This is a genomic window from Paenibacillus monticola, assembly GCF_009664975.1.
GTDB classification, from domain to species: domain Bacteria; phylum Bacillota; class Bacilli; order Paenibacillales; family Paenibacillaceae; genus Paenibacillus_AQ; species Paenibacillus_AQ monticola.
In genome coordinates this window covers 74,205-89,635 of the sequence record NZ_WJXB01000011.1, presented here as the reverse complement: position 1 = coordinate 89,635, position 15,431 = coordinate 74,205, and the positions used below count along the sequence as shown (strand labels likewise).

Genomic DNA, 15,431 nt, shown 5'->3' with positions numbered 1-15,431 from the left:
ACTGAACCTTAAAAGAAGCTTAAATAAAGATAAAGATTTGCCCAAATCTGCTTTGCTTGTCAAAACGTTGATTTTTGCATATAATAAATAGACATATCTCCTTAAGCCAAGGAGAGGCCTGAACATTAGAATAAACTACAAAATGCAGTGATGGAGAAGAGTACGCAGTGCCTGCCTTACAGGGAGGAAACGCCAATGACTGAGAGCGTTTCTACGTAACAGAGCTGCAGAATTTCACTCCGGAGCAGTTCCCTTAAATTCCAGACAAGGATTTCTTGTTGGGAGAAGAGTAGGGGAGATCGGCCGCAGACCGTTATTCCTGTGTAAAGTAAGATGGGGTTTTGTTGCCTGTCTAACAAGGGTGGTACCACGGTCTTTTCGTCCCTTACCGGGAGGAAAGGCCTTTTTTTGTTGAACCAGACAATGATTATAAGGGGGCTGTACACAGCCATGAAAGAGAAATTGGAAGCATTGAAGAATGAGGCGTTGGCTAAGCTGCAGGAGGTTACAGATCCGCAGATATTGAATGATCTACGAGTGAAATACCTAGGTAAAAAGGGTGAGCTGACAGAGGTTTTGCGTGGTATGGGAAGTCTTAGTGCCGAGGAACGTCCGGTTATTGGACAAGTAGCGAATCTGGTGCGAAGTGCGATTGAGGAGATTATTGGCGCGAAGCAGGAGGTTTTTCAACAACAGGAGACCTTGAACCGCTTGCAGGCTGAGAAAGTGGATGTTACCCTACCTGGCCGCCAATTGCAGCAAGGTGGGATTCATCCCCTAACCAGAGTCGTGCAGGAGATCGAGGATATCTTTATTGGTATGGGCTATCGAGTTGCTGAAGGTCCTGAGGTGGAGACGGATTATTATAACTTTGAAGCACTGAATCTGCCCAAAAACCATCCGGCCCGTGATATGCAGGATTCCTTTTATTTGACGGAAGATCTGCTCATGCGCACTCAAACCTCTCCTGTACAGATTCGTACCATGCAGGCGATGAATGGGGAAGCACCAGTCAAAATCATCTGCCCGGGTAAAGTATTCCGTCGTGATGATGACGATGCTACCCACTCCTTCCAATTTCATCAAATTGAAGGACTGGTCATCGGCCGTAATATTCGGATGAGTGATCTGAAGGGAACGCTGCTTCAATTCGTTAAGGAGATGTTCGGAGCCAATACGGGCATCCGTCTTCGTCCCAGCTTTTTCCCGTTCACCGAACCAAGCGTTGAAGTGGATGTAAGCTGCTTTAAATGCGGCGGTGACGGCTGCAGACTTTGTAAACAAAGCGGTTGGCTGGAAATCCTCGGCGCCGGTATGGTTCATCCCAATGTACTGGAAATGGGCGGCTATGATCCTGCCGAGTTCAGCGGCTTCGCTTTCGGAATGGGCGTTGAGCGGATCGCGATGCTTAAATACGGCATAGACGACATCCGCCATTTCTATAGTAACGACATGAGTTTTGTAAAGCAGTTCAAGGGCGTTTAGATTTTTGGTGGGTGTGCAAGGCTGGGGGAAAGTTGTGAGGAACATATAATTGGGTTACTGAATCTTTGATTATTTGAAGAACTGTTAAGGAAGGAAAGGAGAGGAATTTTGGAACTGGAGAAACGCCAGTGGTCGCCTGAAAGCTTTCCATAGGAAAGCTCGCTTCGAAAGCATACGCTATCCTCAGATTTCTACCGCGATGAGCGGTTTCAATCAGGAAATCTGAGGATAACAGCGATCGGAAGTCCAAATATTCCTTGTAGTGACCTCTGGACAGGAACTTTTTTAATCAGGGATTGGGAGCCTTGAATGTTCTGATCTTTTTCCGACAGCTACGCAAGACCGGCAAGTAGATAAATACATCTGAAACATAAAGGAAGTGCGGACATGAAAGTATCAACCAGATGGTTGGCTGATTATATATCGCTAGAAGGAGTAACCGCTGAGGAGCTGGCCGAGAAAATTACCACGGCCGGCATCGAGATTGATGGTGTGGAACGCCGTAACAAAGGTATTTCCGGCATCGTAACCGGTTATGTGAAGTCGAAGGAAAAACACCCTGATGCGGACAAGCTGAATATTTGCATCGTTGACGCAGGCCAAGGCGAGGATCTGCAAATCGTCTGCGGTGCCAAGAATGTCGAAGCTGGCCAAATGGTTCCTGTAGCCATCGTAGGCGCCAAGCTGCCAGGTCTGGATATCAAAAAGGCGAAGCTGCGTGGTGTGCTGTCGCAAGGGATGATTTGTTCAGCCAAAGAACTAGGATTGAACGACAAGCTGCTACCCAAAGAATTGCAGGAGGGTATTCTTGTCCTTCCTGAGGGAACAGAAATCGGTCTGGATATTACGAAGGTGCTGGATTTGAACGATGAGGTGCTGGAATTCGACCTCACACCGAACCGTTCCGATTGTCTGAGCATGATCGGTGCTGCCTATGAGGTGAGTGCCATTCTAGCCCGCGATCTTAAACTGCCAAAGCCTGAAACAGAAATAGTTGAAGTAAGCAAAGCTGCTGTTGATTCCATTTCCGTTACAATAGAGAATGAAGAATACTGCGGTCATTATGCAGTGCGTTATATTTCCGGTGTTAAATCTGCGGCTTCACCGCTGTGGATGCAGAACCGCTTGATGGCTGCGGGTGTTCGTCCCATCAACAATATCGTAGATATCACTAATTACGTTATGCTTGAATACGGACAGCCACTGCATGCCTTTGATGCAGATAAAGTCGAAGGTGGTGTGCTTGGCGTTCGTCTTGCACACGCTGGTGAAGTACTGACTACACTAGATGGTCAGGAGCGGAAGCTTGCGCCACAGATGTTAGTAATCGCTGATGGAGTGAAGGCTGTGGGATTGGCCGGTGTCATGGGCGGCTTGGCTACAGAAGTTACGAGTGAGACCGTGAATATCGTGCTGGAGTCTGCCAGATTTGACGGAGGAACGGTCCGCAAGGCATCGCGTCAACTGGGACTTCGCTCTGAAGCATCCTTGCGCTTCGAGAAGGAAGTAGATCCACATGCGGTTATCGCAGCACTGAACCGTGCCGCTGCGCTTATTGCCCGCTATGCCAGCGGTTCTGTGCATGCAGGAATTGTGCAAGCGGGAACTGACGCTGTGAAGGAGAAGGTTCTTACCTTGTCACTGGATAAGCTTAACCGATACCTGGGAACAGAACTGTCTCTGCTCGAAGTGAAGGTATTGTTCAATCGTCTTCATTTCAAATGTGGTGATGCAGGAGAAGGTCTGGTTGAAGTACAGATACCTACCAGACGTGGCGACATCAGCTATGATGTTGATCTCATCGAAGAAATTGCCCGCCTGTATGGGTATGATAATATTCCGACAACTCTTATTGAGGGACCGACAACGCCAGGAGCGCTCACACGTCCGCAAGCGCTACGCCGCGAACTGCGCCGTTTGTTGTCCCATGGAGGATACCAAGAGGTTATGGGTTACTCCTTCATCCAGCCGGAACAAAGCAAGCTGTTCCCCGCACTTTCAAACGGTGGAGTTGCGGTTAAGCTGGCTATGCCAATGAGTGAGGAACGCAGTGTGCTGCGTACGAGTGTTCTGCCACAGCTGCTGGAGATTGCCAGTTATAATACAAACCGCCGGCAAAGTGATCTGGCGTTGTTCGAAATCGGCAATGTGTTCTTCACGGAAGAAGAGCAGCTAACCCGTCAGCCACGTGAACTGCCAATCCTTGGTCTGCTGCTGAGTGGAAGCCGTGCGGTTAAGCAATGGAACGTTGCGCCTGAACAAGTGGATTTCTTCGATTTAAAAGGTGTACTTGAATCTGTACTCGCCCATCTTGGTCTCACTGGCAAAGTAATCTTCGAAGGCGACAGCCCAGAGGGTTATCATCCGGGACGTTCGGCCTCCTTATATTTGCTTCTGGAGGAAGGTCGTGTGTTAATCGGAACAATGGGCCAGATTCATCCCGAGCTGCAGCGTCAGCTTGATCTGGAGGATACTTATACTGCTGAGATTGCCTTGCAGCCTCTGTACGATGCAGCTCAGAACCGCCTGCAATACAGCGAGCTTCCACGTTTCCCTGGAATGGAACGCGATATCGCAGTCGTTGTGGATGCTATTATACCGGCCGGGAAACTGTTGGATTCGATCACTCAAAGTGGAGGAAGTCTGTTGCAGTCGGTTCAGGTATTTGATGTATACACTGGCGGCAAGCTGGACAGTGGGAAGAAGAGTATCGCCATTTCGCTGCTATACCGTCATAGTGATCATACGTTGACTGACGAAGAGGTTGGAGAAGTGCATAACACGGTTATATCTGCACTTCAGCAAACTTTTGGTGCAGAATTAAGAAAGTAGCAGGAATTGTGTAAAGCCGCAGCGAATCCATTTAGAAACCGTGATTCGCAGCGGCTTTTTCTCATAGGGTAGAAGTGCGGAGATTAGCGGTTAAACCTATTGAATTAAGCAGCTTCTTTGCCAAACGTTTACGATTAAAGTTACAATAGAAGCAGGGAAACCAGCTTAGAATCCGCACACACACAAAGGAGGGCACAACTGTGGCTATGGACCGGACACGTGTCGCCGTGGAAATATACGGAACTTCCTATAATCTTGTAGGAAGCAGTACTGAATATATGAAACAAGTTGCCCGTCATGTTGACGATCATATGCGCACGATTTCCAAAGCTCATTCTAGACTAGATACACCGCGTATTGCGGTGCTTACAGCAGTACATATGGCCGAGCAGGCCATTCAGGTTCAGGATATTAAGAATGAGCTTAATATGCTGACAGGAGAACGAAGTGAGCAACGCGTAGAAATATCGCGTCTGTTGGAAGTTCAGGAGGAGCGCCAGGAGGAATACGAGCGCTTCAAAGCTGCAGCCAAAGAAGAAGCAGCCCGGCTGATCGCTGTTGTTGAAGAAGAACGAGCACGGAACCTGGAAACCCGCGAGCAGGAACTGAAGATACATGCCCAGCAGCTTCAGGAGGCTGAACAGGTAGCTGAGGCTGCTCGGCAGCAGTTGGAGGCAGACCTGCTTGCACGCGAGCAGGAGCTAACGGCACTGCGGACAAGTTATACAGAGGAACAGGAAGCTGCTCGGCAGCAGTTGGAGGCAGAGCTGCTGGAACGTGAGCAGGAGTTAGCAGCTCTGCAGGCAAGCTACGAAGAGGAGCAGGCTGCTGACCGGGAGACTCATCGTCAGGAACTGGCGAACGCCGAAGCTGTTCATCTTCAGCAGTTGGAAGAGCTGAAGGCAGCGCATCTGCAGGAGCTGGAGAGTATTCGCGAGTCACTGACCAATGAGCTGGTAGAGACCCGGACTTTATTGAGTCAGGAGCTTGAGAACACCCAGTTGACGCTTAGCAAAGAGCTGAGTGAAGAGCGGGAGGCACTGCAGCGAGAGCTGGCCAAGACGAAAGAGCTACGGCAATCACAGGGTACGCAGGAGCATAGACATAAACAGAATGTTCAAGAACTGGAGAAACAGCTAAGTGAGCTACGCGGAGGAACTGGACAGCTTCAAGCGAGACTGCGTGCCGCAGAAGCCGGACTTAAAGGTGAACGAGATGCCCGGCTGACGCTGCTGACGCAATATGAATTGGTCAGCAAACGCGAGGAACAACTTGGGGAGGAACTCCGTTCTACCACTGAACTGGGAGCATTGCTGAGCGATGAGCTGGAAGGACTGCGCCAACGCTACGAGCTGTCACAAGATGAGGCATCCATGCTGCGGAAGTCGCTGCAGGAAACCAGCGACAGTCTACGCCACGTACAAGCGGAACTTGCCCGAGCGACGGCTGAGGTTTCTACTTGGCAAGAGCTTGCGGATAAACGCATGGAGGATATCAGCGAGCTGGAGATGAAACTTCTGGAGGCAGAAGAGAAAACATTGCAGCTTGAGAATGAGATACAAGCTCTTCATGGTCAAGCAGACGGCTTAGTGCAGAAGCTGGATGATGAAGGTAGACTTCGTACAGAAGCAGAGAACGAGAGCAAAATGCTGCGTGAGCAGGGTAAGCAAGCCCAGAGTGATCTGTCAGCACTTCGTACCCGTTATGAAGAGCTAATCTCCCAATATGATGAGGTTCTGCAGGACGGGGAACAGCTTCAGGAAAGATATCGTTTGCTTGAGGAAGAAGGCGAGCAAGCGGCTCTGCGGCTGGAAGAACTCTCTGAAGCTAGCCGCGAAGCTGCGGCTACAGCAGCGGAACAGCAGGCTGTGTTAAAGGAAGCTAGATCTTACGGAACTTCTTGGAAGCAAAAGTATGAGGAACTTGTAAAGCAGCAGCAGCAGTGGACGGACACTGAAGTGCAGTTGCGCGAGGAAATTGATATTTGGCAACGGGAAGCCAGTGAGGCTGAAGTACAGCGGGAGTCTATGGACCATGAACGCAGTGATGTCCTGGATCAGCTGGGTGAGGTTGGCGAGAATTATGAAATTGTCCAGGGGCAGTTGCGTTTGTTGCAGGCACAGTTTGAGATCCGCCAGAGCGAGCTGGATAAGCTGACAGATGAGCATCGTAAGCTGCAAGCGGAATATGCCAAGTTGCAAACGGAATATAATGAATGGATTCAACTGATCGAACAGGATAGTTGAATGATGTCGGAGTAAGACTAAGGGGCTGTTCCCGGTGGAGTAATCCGCCTTGGGGGCAGCCCCTTTATGTTGATTGGATAATAATCTATATTGCAAACGTTTTCAATGAAAGGTAGGATTAGGTTTGAGGTGGATAAGATGGATAAAAAGTGGCTGGCTGGTATAGCTATTCTATTTGTGTTGCTGAGTTATCTATTTATTGCGTTTGCTCATCATTCCAGCAAAATGGGCAGTATTGTTAAGGAATTGCACGGTCGACCCGCCAGTCCAGGCCACCGTTATCATATCGTACTGATCGAGCAGGAGCGATATCACCCCTATTGGGAAATGGTTGAGAAGGGTGCAGGGAAAGCCGCAAAGGAATATGGAATGAATATTGAATTTACCGGCCCGGTTCGCAACAATATGGAGGAGCAGATTAATCTGCTGGAGAAAGCGATTGCTGCAAGGGTAGATGCGATTATTGTTCAAGGGCTGAACGAGGAGAAATTCACTCCGGTTATCAATAAAGCTGTGAAGCAGGGAATTCCTGTGATAACCATTGATACAGATGCACCCTCGAGTAAGCGTCTGACCTATGTGGGGACTGACAATGTGGCTGCCGGTGAACGCTTGGGTAGGCTTGTAGTACAAACTGCTGGGGAAACGGGAAAAATCGGAGTCATTATCGGCAGCGAAGTGGCCCAGAATCAACTGCAGCGTCTTTATGGGCTAAGAAGCATTGTGAATCAACACAGCGGACTGGAGATTGTAGATGTACGTAGTTCCAATATTTCGCATATGGAAGCGATCCAACAGGCAGCGGACATGCTGCGGCTGCATCCGGAGATTACGATCATGGTTGGCACCAGTTCTACGGACGCATTAGGCGTTCTACAAGCAGCCAAAAGCCTGAAGCGGGATTCGCTTAAGATTATTGGCTTCGATAATCAGGAGGATACGCTTGCCGCTATTGGCCGGGGAGAAATCAAGGCCACCGTAGCCCAACAGCCCTTTTTTATGGGGGAGATGGCAGTAAAGTTATTGAACGAGCATTTTCAGGGGAGAACACTACAGCCTGCCTATTATACAGAGGTAAAAGTACTGGATAAGAGCAACGCTCAGGAAGGGGAGAGCTTGTGAGCATCCGCAAGAAGTTATTGATTTGTATTCCGTTGCTTGTACTGCTAATGAGCTCCGTCTCCTTTTTCTTGTTTGAGAGTGGGAAGAATGTCCAGGAAAGCTATCATTTAATGATGAATCGAATGTTGTTATATAAGGAAGTGTCCTTTGAAGTTGGGGAGAACATGCGGTCCATGAATCGCTTTATCATGCAGGTTGATGCAGACAGTTTTCCAGAAGTGGAGAAACATCTGAACGCTGTGCAGAAGCTGCGGCTGGAACTTGATGGATTGGAGACGATTGGCGGGAACGATCTGCCGCTTGTGAATTACCGCAATATTATCGATACGTTTCTGGATCAGGTGGAGAAGATGATTGCCGAGATTGATTATCAGGATTCCAACACGATGGCCGGAGCTTATATAGAGGCGGAGCAAACTGAACGTTTCATACGGGAGGAAGCCCAGGAACTGGTTGATATTGAACTGGAACAGTATAAGCCGATTTATCAGGAAATCATGTCTACGACGAGCAAATTGAACAAGCTAGGTATACTGCTCGTTGTTACAGTTGCCGGGTTAAGCATTATTATGGCAATATGGCTCTCCAGCAGCATCACTGGGCCGATTCGTCGTCTGGTCGTTACCGCTAAGCTAATCTCGAAGGGGAGAATGGATACGAAGGCACCTGAGAGTGTGAATAATGACGAGATCAGTATCCTGTGCCGCGCCTTTAATGGAATGATCGATAATATCCAGAGTCTAATGGCTGAGAATATCCGTAGTTTGGAGAAGGACCGACTCGTTAAAGAGCTGGAGCTGAAGATGCTGCAGAGTCAGATTAACCCGCATTTTCTGTACAATACACTGAATACGATCGCCAAGCTGGCCTACATTGAAGGAGCAGTTAAGACTAGCGATCTCACCGTTTCGGTTTCACGGCTACTGCGGTATAACCTGCAGAAGTTGGATCAGGCAGTACCGCTGCGCGAAGAAGTTGAACATGTCACGGAATATATTAATATCCAGAAGGCGCGCTTTCGTGACCGGATTTCTTTTGAAATGGAAATAGATGATAGAGCATTGAATGGTTTGATACCCTGTCTGACCCTGCAGCCCATCCTGGAGAATGCGTTCGTCCATGGTGTAGAGCAAATGGAGGAGGGGGCAGTATTAAAGCTCTCAATCAGGTATCGTGATGAAGGTATCGACATTGTAATTAGTGATAACGGTGTAGGAATGAGCAGGGAGACCGTGAAGCGGCTGCTGGAATCCTTTCAGGAGGAAACCTCACGTTATGGCGGGAAGGGTCAATCGACAGGACTTGGCACACATAATGTGTTCAAAAGACTGCATTTGTTCTTCAACGGACAGCAGCGTATCGAGATTGACAGCACGGAGGGGATTGGTACAGCTGTGTTGTTCACTTTGCCTCATCGTTCAGGGGCGCTAATACAGGAATAAGAATGGAGGATACAGATGTTTAGTTTGCTTATCGCAGATGATGAAGCACTGGAGCGGGAAGGGTTGGAGCTTATGATTAGACACCTGCTTCCGGATACCTTCACTTTTTTGCATGCAGAGAATGGACGGAGGGCCATTCAGCTTACGGAGGAGGAGCGGCCGGATATTATTTTTATGGATATTAAGATGCCGGGAATTCAAGGCTTGGAGGCCGTCCGCCAGATTAAAGCCACAAATCCTTTGACTAAAATTGTAATGATAACCGCTCATGATTATTTCTCGTATGCGAAGGAGGGTCTGGTGCTGGGGGTTCGGAATTACCTGCTCAAGCCAGCTAGACGCGAGGAAGTCATGGATGTACTGCAACTGCTGATTGCTGAGAAAGAAGAGGAGCGACGTTTGCGGAATGATCAGCTTGAGCTGCAGGAGAGGCTGTCGCAGTTGCTGCCCCTGGCTGAGAACGAGTTGGCGCTCTTGCTGATGCTGGAATCTGTGCAGGAGGTGGAGCTTGAACAGCTGGCAGGGCTGCTGAACTTGCAGTGGAATAGGGGTTATGCGATGGTGCTGTCCTTCTCCAAGCATTCCCGAAAAGAGTGGGAGGAGTTTCAACTGGCCAAGCGGGGGGTGTATGAGGCCGTTAAACAGTTCGCCAAGCCGAATCTAGCCTGTATTACCGGTCCGATGATCGGATACCAGATGGCGCTGTTTATCCCTTTTTTCCCGGAAAGGTCTGGTTATTCCCAGCGTGTGATCTCACTGGATTGGGGGGAACGTCTGCGGAGTTTTGTAGAAGAACGCTTTAAGCTCTCCCTTTCTGTTGGCATCGGTTCGATTCGTGAGGGCTGGGATGGTATAAGCCGCTCATACCGGGAAGCCGTTCGTGTCTGCGCAGATGATAATGATATCATCTGTGTTCGGCACTATGAAGATATCACACAAAGCTCAGGCCAGAAGATTATTTCGCTGGATGACGAAAAGAAGCTGATGGATGCTTTGCTGCGGCATGATAAGCAAGAAACCGCGGAACGTTTCGGCATGCTGTATGAGCTGCTGGAGCAAAGTGAACCCCGTCCGTTTGCTACCTTGCGCGGCGAGGTGATTGGTTTGCTGCTGTTCCTGTGTCGGGGGATACAATCCGGGGAGGGGGGCGAGCTGGTATCATCGTTGAACGCCTTGGAGGATAGCGTTTCTTTTCGCAGAGGGGCACAAGCCTGGCTCGACTCCCTTATCGATGGGTTGCAGGAAAAACGGGAACGAAGCCGATCACATGTACTGCAGCGGGCGCTTCTCTATATTGGCCAGAACTATAAAGAGGAAATTTCCATGGAACAGACTGCGGAATATGTGAATCTCAGCCCCCACTATTTCAGTAAATTGTTCAAGCAGCACGCAGATGAGAACTTTATTGACTATGTTACCCGGCTGCGCATGAATGAGGCGAAGCTGCTGATTATGGAAGAGCGTCTGAGTCTGAAGGAGATTTGCTACGAAGTCGGCTACAAGGACCCGAATTACTTCAGTCGTGTCTTCAAAAAAGCAACAGGAATTACGCCGAGCGAGTATAGGCAGCAGATGGATAAGCAAAGTCCTTGTTAACCGACAAGGACTTTTTTGTGTTTTATAACCAATTTATCCTGTGAAAGAGGTCTGAATGAGTTTCTTTTCAGGAGGCAGCATTCAAATACAGGGCAGGAGTAAGGAAGTGCAGGCAATGGGCAGACCACGGCGCTTGTACACATGCTAAGATTCATTTGTAAGCGCAATCAATTATTTCAACTGTTGAAAAGGGGCGAAGAAATAGTGAGAAAATACGGAAATGTCTTACGTTCAAGTTTAGTAGCTTTATTGTTGGTTTCCTCACTTGCAGGTTGTGGAGTGGTCTCGAACGGAGATGACAAGAATACGGAGAAAGCAGTGAATGCGAAGGCCGGAGACAAAATTGTTATTGGGATGTCTATGGATACCTTGAAAGAGGAACGCTGGCAAAAAGACCGTGATATTTTCACCGCTAAAATTGAGGAACTTGGAGGCGAAGTGAAGGTACTTGCCGCCAACGGAGATGATGCGACACAGCTGAGCCAAGCGGAGCAATTAATTTCTCAAGGCGTAGATGTACTCGTAGTTATCGCTCACAATGCCGAAGCCACCGCGACGATAGTGGAGAAAGCTCACAAGGAAGGCATTAAGGTCATTGCTTACGACCGTATGATCAATAACGCTGAAGTGGATTATTATATTTCCTTCGATAATGTTCGTGTTGGAGAATTACAGGCCCAGGCCGTGATCGATCAGGCGCCAAAAGGCAATATTGCCTATATCGGCGGGGCTGACACGGATAACAACGCTCATATGTTTAAGGAAGGCGCCATGAATATTCTGAAGCCGCTTGAAGAAAAAGGAGATATCAAGATTGTATATGATCAATTCTCCAAGGACTGGAAACCGGAAGAAGCACTTAAGAATATGGAAAATGCCCTTACTGCAAACAACAATGATATTCAGGGTGTTGTAGCAGCTAATGATGGAACGGCCGGAGGTTCAATTCAGGCGCTAACAGCACAGGGCATGGCCGGTAAAATACCAGTATCGGGACAGGATGCGGATCTGGCTGCTGTACAGCGGATTGCCGAAGGAACGCAGCTGATGACCGTGTATAAACCGATTAATGCGATTGCAACAAAAGCTGCTGAGATGTCGATGGCCGCAGCCAAAGGTGAAGCGATTGCTACTGAGAAAACTGTAAATAATGGGAAAATTGATGTTCCATCCATTCTGCTCGACCCGATTCCCGTAAACAAGGACAATCTGGATGTTTTGTTTAAGGATAATTTCCACAAGCTGGAGGATGTATACAAGAACGTTCCAAAGGACCAATGGCCTAAACAATAAGCCATCCTGTAAAGACAAGTGCGGGACCAAAAGGTCCCGCACTACTGTCCATAAAGGTCAGAAGGGGAGCGGGAAAGATGCATGTATTGGAAATGGTAGACATCAGTAAGGAGTTTCCAGGTGTTAAGGCACTGGATCATGTTAGCTTCAAGGTGCGGCAAGGAGAGATTCACGCGCTGTGCGGTGAGAATGGAGCCGGCAAATCCACTCTGATGAAGGTATTGAGCGGTCTGTATCCTGCAGGTACGCACAGTGGGGATATTGTGATTGGCGGTGAGAAGAAAGAGTTTCATAGAATCACGGACGCTGAGCAAGCAGGTATCGCTATTATTCATCAGGAGCTGGCGCTCGTCAAAGAGATGACGGTGGGCGAGAATATTTTTCTAGGTACTGAACCCTGTAAGCATAAGGTCATTCAGTGGGATGAGCTGTATCACAATGCGTCCCTCTGGCTGAAGAAGGTAGGATTGAACATCTCACCAGAGGTCAAAATCGGCAATCTTGGGATTGGCCAGCAACAACTGGTCGAGATAGCCAAGGCGCTCTCCAAGCATACGAAAATTCTGATTCTGGATGAGCCAACGGCTGCGTTGACTGAAAGTGAAGTGTCCATTCTTATGGGGATTCTGAATCAGTTGCGCAGTGAGGGAGTCTCCTGTGTATACATTTCACATAAGATGCCGGAGGTGTTTGCACTTGCAGATTCAATTACAATATTGCGCGACGGCCGTACGGTAGCCACGCTGGATCGCAAGGATACGAATGATGATGAGGTTGTGTCCCTTATGGTTGGCCGTGAATTGACGGAGCGCTATCCCCGGGTAGAGCATACACCGGGAGACATTGTGCTGAAGGTTAGCAATTATAATGTATGGCATCCGGAACAACGCCAGCAGAGGGTAATCAAGGATATTAATTTTACGCTGCAGAAGGGTGAAATCCTCGGAATTGCCGGACTGATGGGCGCAGGACGAACTGAACTGGTCAGCAGCCTGTTCGGAGCGTATGGAGGCAAAGCGGAAGGTCTTGTGCAAATTGATGGTGAAACGGTGAGGATTCGATCCGTTGCTGAAGCCATTAAGGCAGGAATGGCCCTGGTTAGCGAGGACCGTAAACGCCAGGGACTGGTTATGGGGATGGATGTCAAAAGAAACACAACACTGGCCACTTTGGGCAAGGTCTCGAAGCTGGGTATCATTAACGAGAATGAAGAGATCAAATGGGGACGCCGGTATGTGCAGGATCTTATGACGAAAACAGCTTCGCTGGAAACGTTGGTGGGTACACTTTCAGGAGGAAATCAGCAGAAGGTCGTTATAGGCAAATGGCTGATGTCCGACCCGAAAATCCTGATCATGGACGAACCTACCCGAGGGATCGACGTTGGTGCGAAATATGAAATATATAATCTGATGAATCGGCTGGTGGAGCAGGGTGTGGCCATTATTATGATTTCCTCTGAACTGCCGGAGGTGCTCGGAATGAGTGACAGAATTCTGGTGATGTGTGAAGGGGAGTTCGTCAGAGAATTGGACTGGCGCGAGGCGACACAGGAAAATATTATGGTAGCCGCAACGGGAGGGAAATAAAGATGCAGCTTCAAAAGGAACTTCAAGATAATGGGGACATCCCGGCAGCCCGAGCATCGCTCTGGAGCAGTCTGTTTGGCAAAATGGATGTCCGTGCGTATACAATGGTAGGTGCATTAATTCTAATATGGGTGCTGTTCGGAGTTCTGAGTCCGACCTTTCTGACATCACGCAATTTATCCAATCTATTTACGCAAATGTCTGTCACTTCTATTCTAGCGATTGGCATGGTGCTCGTAATTGTAGCGGGACATATCGATCTTTCGGTAGGCTCTATTGTGGGACTGACCGGAGGGATAGCGGCAATTCTTAGCAACTGGCTGGAGCTGCCAGCGATAGTTGTCATTGTTGGCACATTGGCTGCCGGAGCGGTGCTGGGATTGCTTCAGGGGTGGCTAGTCGCCTATAAAATGATTCCGGCCTTTATCGTCACACTAGGTGGGATGATGGTATTTCGCGGGGTGTTAATGGGTGTAACCGAGTCGAAGACAATTCCAGTATCCGATCCGTTTCTTGCTTTGCTGGGCAATGCCTATTTCGCTCAGGGGTTTGGAATTGTGCTTGGGATATTGGCGGTTGGAATGCTGTTATGGACAGCGTTTAGTAAACGGCGTTCCCGGCAGAAATATGGCTTCGAAGTAGCACCGCTTGGTGTGGATGTGATAAAAGTAGCTGCGCTGTCTCTGTTGGTGGGATCGTTCATAGCGGTTATGAATAATTACAAAGGCATACCTTTTCCAATTATTTTTGTAATTGTTTTGGCAGTAATCTTTTATTTTCTGTCTACGAAGACGACGTTTGGACGTCATGTTTATGCGATTGGTGGGAACATCGAGGCGGCCCGTCTCTCTGGTATTAATATTAAGAAGAAGACCATGTTCATCTTTCTACTCAGTGGATTGCTGGCCTCTATAGCATCCATCGTATTGACTTCCCGTTTGGCATCTGCCACAATCACCGCTGGCAACATGGCGGAAATGGATGCTATTGCTGCCTGCGTGATCGGCGGAACCTCGCTGATGGGCGGTGCCGGAACCGTAATAGGTGCAATAATCGGGGCGCTCGTTATGACTTCACTTGATAACGGCATGTCGCTGATGGGACTGGAATCATTTTGGCAATACGTGGTTAAAGGCTCTATTCTAGTTATCGCCGTCTGGTTGGACATTTCGAACCGCAAGAAGGGTGTAAAATAACACCCGAGAAATAGTAATCAAACCTATAAAAAAGCAAGTCTCCGCACGATTGGAGACTTGCTTTTTTGGCGTTTATCTACTCAACGATCACAGTGGCAATCATCTCGCTATGACCAGAGCCACACATTACAGCGCAGGTCATTTTGTATGTGCCCGCTTCTTCAGGTATGATTACCTCTGAGGAATGCTCACCGTTTAATTGGAGATTGAGCTCGGGCACAAGTATGCCATGACTGCCGCTTTCGTTCTCAAAAATGATTTTGACAGGAACGCCCTTCTTCAAGTGGTATTCCTTCTGGTCGAAGCTGTAATTCGTTGCTTTAATTGTGATTTCTTCCTCTGGAGCAATACTGGTGTTGGACACTCCACCATTGCTGTTTGCAGCCGTTTTATTATTGTTTCCACTGCTACAAGCGGCTAGCAAGAGAACCAATACAATAGACAAAAGAAGTGCAGCCCTCTTGATCATTCTTTATCCTCCTCAAAAAAGTATGGGAAAAGCAGGTTTACCAATTCTGTAGATAGTATAACTTAAGATTAAAGAGAACGCTTTAATAAGCTATTATTAAGTTAGTAAAAGGAGGTTGTCTCCGAACTTTGTCGAAAAATGCAAAAAAATGATGCAAAAAT

10 protein-coding genes and 1 other annotated feature are annotated in these 15,431 nt (G+C 48.3%); of the genes, 9 read left to right on the top strand and 1 reads right to left on the bottom strand.

What is annotated here, in order from left to right; all coding sequences use genetic code 11:
• The first annotated feature begins 138 nt into the window (after positions 1 to 138).
• Positions 139 to 389: a binding site (T-box leader), on the top strand.
• Between the two features lie 61 nt (positions 390 to 450).
• From pheS to GJB61_RS23260, 9 genes are all read left to right on the top strand, one after another.
• Positions 451 to 1,485 carry a phenylalanine--tRNA ligase subunit alpha gene (gene pheS, locus GJB61_RS23300; RefSeq protein ID WP_154121424.1) on the top strand — a complete coding sequence of 345 codons (1,035 nt, stop codon included), beginning with the start codon at positions 451 to 453 and terminating at the stop codon, positions 1,483 to 1,485.
• Positions 1,486 to 1,872: 387 nt separating this feature from the next.
• Entirely contained in the window at positions 1,873 to 4,317 is a 2,445-nt protein-coding gene (gene pheT, locus GJB61_RS23295) for a phenylalanine--tRNA ligase subunit beta (protein ID WP_154121423.1), read from the top strand.
• A gap of 206 nt (positions 4,318 to 4,523) precedes the next feature.
• Positions 4,524 to 6,563, top strand: coding sequence for a hypothetical protein (locus tag GJB61_RS23290; RefSeq protein WP_476703955.1), 2,040 nt, complete (start codon positions 4,524 to 4,526; stop codon positions 6,561 to 6,563).
• A 138-nt stretch (positions 6,564 to 6,701) separates the two neighbouring features.
• Entirely contained in the window at positions 6,702 to 7,685 is a 984-nt protein-coding gene (locus tag GJB61_RS23285; RefSeq protein ID WP_154121421.1) for a sugar-binding protein, read from the top strand.
• On the top strand, positions 7,682 to 9,127 hold the full coding sequence (locus tag GJB61_RS23280) for a sensor histidine kinase (RefSeq protein WP_338116060.1): 1,446 nt from the start codon (positions 7,682 to 7,684) through the stop codon (positions 9,125 to 9,127). The genes GJB61_RS23285 and GJB61_RS23280 overlap by 4 nt, the downstream gene beginning before the upstream one ends.
• Before the next feature lie 15 nt (positions 9,128 to 9,142).
• Positions 9,143 to 10,723, top strand: coding sequence for a response regulator (locus GJB61_RS23275; protein ID WP_154121420.1), 1,581 nt, complete (start codon positions 9,143 to 9,145; stop codon positions 10,721 to 10,723).
• Between the two features lie 204 nt (positions 10,724 to 10,927).
• Positions 10,928 to 12,016 carry a D-xylose ABC transporter substrate-binding protein gene (gene xylF, locus GJB61_RS23270; protein ID WP_338116059.1) on the top strand — a complete coding sequence of 363 codons (1,089 nt, stop codon included), beginning with the start codon at positions 10,928 to 10,930 and terminating at the stop codon, positions 12,014 to 12,016.
• A gap of 77 nt (positions 12,017 to 12,093) precedes the next feature.
• Positions 12,094 to 13,605: a xylose ABC transporter ATP-binding protein gene (locus tag GJB61_RS23265; RefSeq protein ID WP_154121418.1), complete on the top strand. Its 1,512-nt coding sequence runs from the start codon at positions 12,094 to 12,096 to the stop codon at positions 13,603 to 13,605.
• 2 nt (positions 13,606 to 13,607) lie between these two features.
• Positions 13,608 to 14,801, top strand: coding sequence for a sugar ABC transporter permease (locus tag GJB61_RS23260; protein ID WP_154121417.1), 1,194 nt, complete (start codon positions 13,608 to 13,610; stop codon positions 14,799 to 14,801).
• A gap of 76 nt (positions 14,802 to 14,877) precedes the next feature.
• Here the strand turns inward: GJB61_RS23260 and GJB61_RS23255 are convergent, their stop codons facing one another.
• Positions 14,878 to 15,270: a cupredoxin domain-containing protein gene (locus GJB61_RS23255; protein ID WP_154121416.1), complete on the bottom strand. Its 393-nt coding sequence runs from the start codon at positions 15,268 to 15,270 to the stop codon at positions 14,878 to 14,880.
• Positions 15,271 to 15,431: the final 161 nt, after the last annotated feature.

Bases quoted from the DNA above. Each gene is read 5' to 3' on its own strand.
- GJB61_RS23260 (WP_154121417.1), top strand. From the start codon at position 13,608: ATGCAGCTTCAAAAGGAACTTCAAGATAATGGGGACATCCCGGCAGCC.
- GJB61_RS23275 (WP_154121420.1), top strand. From the start codon at position 9,143: ATGTTTAGTTTGCTTATCGCAGATGATGAAGCACTGGAGCGGGAAGGG.
- pheS (WP_154121424.1), top strand. From the start codon at position 451: ATGAAAGAGAAATTGGAAGCATTGAAGAATGAGGCGTTGGCTAAGCTG.
- GJB61_RS23290 (WP_476703955.1), top strand. From the start codon at position 4,524: ATGGACCGGACACGTGTCGCCGTGGAAATATACGGAACTTCCTATAAT.
- GJB61_RS23285 (WP_154121421.1), top strand. From the start codon at position 6,702: ATGGATAAAAAGTGGCTGGCTGGTATAGCTATTCTATTTGTGTTGCTG.
- pheT (WP_154121423.1), top strand. From the start codon at position 1,873: ATGAAAGTATCAACCAGATGGTTGGCTGATTATATATCGCTAGAAGGA.
- GJB61_RS23265 (WP_154121418.1), top strand. From the start codon at position 12,094: ATGCATGTATTGGAAATGGTAGACATCAGTAAGGAGTTTCCAGGTGTT.
- GJB61_RS23255 (WP_154121416.1), bottom strand. From the start codon at position 15,270: ATGATCAAGAGGGCTGCACTTCTTTTGTCTATTGTATTGGTTCTCTTG.